This is a genomic window from Exiguobacterium sp. A1_3_1 (assembly GCF_048985645.1).
GTDB lineage: Bacteria > Bacillota > Bacilli > Exiguobacteriales > Exiguobacteriaceae > Exiguobacterium_A > Exiguobacterium_A indicum.
On sequence record NZ_WBYY01000264.1, the window covers coordinates 1 to 2,931 of the forward strand.

The 2,931-nt window shown below is 44.9% G+C and carries 3 protein-coding genes and 1 pseudogene; 3 read left to right on the plus strand and 1 reads right to left on the minus strand.

Annotated features, from left to right (window positions below; all coding sequences use genetic code 11):
- Positions 1-93 precede the first annotated feature (93 nt).
- Entirely contained in the window at positions 94-648 is a 555-nt protein-coding gene (locus tag F8N00_RS17430) for a YdhK family protein (RefSeq protein WP_023467146.1), read from the minus strand.
- A 153-nt stretch (positions 649-801) separates the two neighbouring features.
- On the opposite strand from F8N00_RS17430, the gene F8N00_RS17435 reads away from it, so the two are divergent.
- From F8N00_RS17435 to F8N00_RS17445, 3 genes and pseudogenes are all read left to right on the plus strand, one after another.
- Positions 802-2,151, plus strand: coding sequence for a HAMP domain-containing sensor histidine kinase (locus F8N00_RS17435; RefSeq protein WP_023467147.1), 1,350 nt, complete (start codon positions 802-804; stop codon positions 2,149-2,151).
- A 1-nt stretch (position 2,152) separates the two neighbouring features.
- Positions 2,153-2,803 carry a response regulator transcription factor gene (locus F8N00_RS17440; RefSeq protein ID WP_023467148.1) on the plus strand — a complete coding sequence of 217 codons (651 nt, stop codon included), beginning with the start codon at positions 2,153-2,155 and terminating at the stop codon, positions 2,801-2,803.
- 16 nt (positions 2,804-2,819) lie between these two features.
- Positions 2,820-2,931: pseudogene (locus tag F8N00_RS17445) on the plus strand (histidine phosphatase family protein); the annotation flags it as partial.

Genomic DNA, 2,931 nt, shown 5'->3' on the forward strand with positions numbered 1-2,931 from the left:
CTACCTTGACAGGGTAGAGGTCGCTGGTTCGAGCCCAGTCAGAATCATACCGAAAGCCCGCTTTTCCTTTATAGGAAAAGCGGGCTTTTTTTATTATTTCTTTATCTCATCTTCTGTGACCCATTTATGGTTTTTCACCATCTCTCCACCGTCCGTCGGTTCATAGTTCACCATGTAGACCGTCGTTTCCTTTACTTCATCAATCGTCACTTTTGCTCCATCCATACCCTTCATATGATCCGCTTTGACAGTCGTTTCATCACCAACTTGCAGTGGCTTCGTTGGAACGGGATCGAGTTCTTCCTGAATGACCCATTTATGATTTTTCACCATCTTTCCACCATTGGTCGGTTTGTAACTAATCGCATAGACGACGGTATCATAAGCTCCCGCAATCGTTGCTTTAGCTCCGTTCATTCCATCCATATGATTCGTCGTCAACGTGACGTTGCTTCCTTTCGGATAAGTCGGATCACTGGCTTCCTTTAGACCAGACGGTATCTTTCCATCACTCGAATGCATCATATCTCCATGAGACATGTCGTGTGAGTCGCTATTGCTTCCTTCGTCATTTGAAGCGGATCCGCATGCACCGAGCCAAAGCGTAGAACTAAGAGCCAGTGCGGTTAACGTCAATGATTTTTTCATATTAAAATCCTCCTGAATTCACAATTCACTAGTCTTTATTACTATACCCAGCGTATGTGCAAATCGTGTGCAGATGAGGTGACAGTTTTGTTTGTCAGCGTCGATCGTGTTTTTTTTCGCTATACTAAAGTGAAGAGAAAGGGAGGAAATGTCATGCGTCGTATTTCATACTCGGTCGGAGGAATCGTGCTTGCGGCATTTTTAATTTGTGGCAGTGTGTTGTTTGGGACGTTGTATTATCAGTTATCTCAAACACGAACGCAGGAAGTAGTGGACGGTTTACTGAACCGAGGAAATACCCATCGTGATGTCCTTGTCGATTCCTATGACCAAACGACAATGCGCCATGTCAGCATGATGGAAGCAGATTCATCGTTTACTGTGGTGATCACTGATGCAGATGGAAAACAACTCGAAGCGTCACGACCTTTGTCGAATGAGATGAAAAGTGTGCTAGAGCATACGGATTTCGATTACCGTCAACAAGGAAAAATCGTGACGATGCGTGACTTTTTAATGACGGACAGTCCCATTACCATCGACGGGAAACATCGGGGGCATGTCTTCATGTTCGCTTCTAAAGCAATCGTAGATCACGTACTTGATCCGTTGAAACAGCAGTTTTTCCAAGTGGGTCTGCTCGCACTATTATTAGCAGGTGCGGCAAGTATTTGGACGACCCGACTCATCTCTCGTCCGTTGATTCAGATGGAAAAAGCGACGGCACGCCTATTAGATGGAGAAGGTGGAGAGTTGCCGATTGATCGACAAGACGAACTGGGACAATTGGCGCGTTCGATTCAGCAATTAAAACAGGATCTCGATTTTTTGAATCGAGAACGATCCGAATTTTTAGCAAGCGTATCTCATGAATTACGCACACCATTGACATATATAAAGGGATACGCGGATATTCTCGAACGCCAAACGTTGACGCCGGATGAGCAACAACGCTACATTACGATCATTCGAGAAGAAAGTCAGCAAATGAATGAATGGATTGAGCAATTATTTTGGCTAGCACGCATTGATGCGAATGCTTTTATGATGGAACGAAAACCTGTCGATGTCGAAGACTTGATTCATCAAGTGATACGATTGATGCGCCTGGACATCGAACAAGAAAATGTTTCGTTCGAGATAGAAGGTGAGCGATTAGAAGTGATGGGTGACGCTCAGCAGCTCCGTCAGATGATCGTGAATATCATTGAAAATGCACGACGACATACGACGTCGGGAAAAATTATCGTTCGTTATGGTGTCAACGCAGTAGGGGCTTTCATTCAAATCGAAGATACAGGAGAAGGGATCGCTGCAGAATCTTTACCTCATGTAACGAAACGGCTCTACCGAACGGAAGCATCTCGTTCTCGAAAACATGGAGGAACTGGAATCGGACTCTCCATCGTTGAAGCAATTGCTCAGACACATGGAGCAGAATTGAACATCAAGAGTCAGCTTGGACATGGAACACAAGTGACACTGCAGTGGAAGGAGAAATAAAATGCCGCATGTATTGATCGTAGATGATGAACCAAGAATGCTTGAACTGCTCAAACTGTATATTCAGCCGTATGGGTACACGTGTCAGCTTGTGGATTCTGCGCAACAAGCTCTTGATCTCTGCCGTCAGCACGTATTCGACCTGATTTTACTAGATGTCATGATGCCGGATATGGATGGCTGGACATGTTGTCGTCTCATTCGAGAACACTCTAACATCCCAATCTTGATGGTTACGGCTCGGAATCAGCGGGAAGACATCATTCGGACACGAGAAGTAGGAGCGAATGATTACATATCAAAACCGATTCAAGAAGGGGAACTGATCGGGCGAATGGAAGTTTTATTACAGCAACAGTATGATGGTCTATCCTATGACCGGGAAAGCTATCGTTGTAGTTACCTCCAACAAAAGATTTCGTTAACGAAGACGGAGTTTGAGTTGTTAGGTGTATTTTTAGATTCTCCACGACGTGTTTGGACACGCGATCAACTAACGACGATGTTATGGGGAGCGGAAGCGTCTGTAGACGAGCGGACGATCGACTCGCATATCAGACATTTAAGAGAAAAACTACGTGTTTGCGGTTTTCCGATTGAACAGCATCTCGAAACAGTTCGCGGAATCGGATACCGATGGACACACCAATAAAGGGGAAAATCAAAACATGACGACACTCTATTTCGTACGGCACGCACACTCGACATATTCACCAGATGAACGGAAACGGCCACTTTCCGATAAAGGACGAGCAGATGCGATACGTTTACTTGAAACGT

Bases quoted from the DNA above. Each gene is read 5' to 3' on its own strand.
- F8N00_RS17430 (WP_023467146.1), bottom strand. From the start codon at position 648: ATGAAAAAATCATTGACGTTAACCGCACTGGCTCTTAGTTCTACGCTT.
- F8N00_RS17435 (WP_023467147.1), top strand. From the start codon at position 802: ATGCGTCGTATTTCATACTCGGTCGGAGGAATCGTGCTTGCGGCATTT.
- F8N00_RS17440 (WP_023467148.1), top strand. From the start codon at position 2,153: ATGCCGCATGTATTGATCGTAGATGATGAACCAAGAATGCTTGAACTG.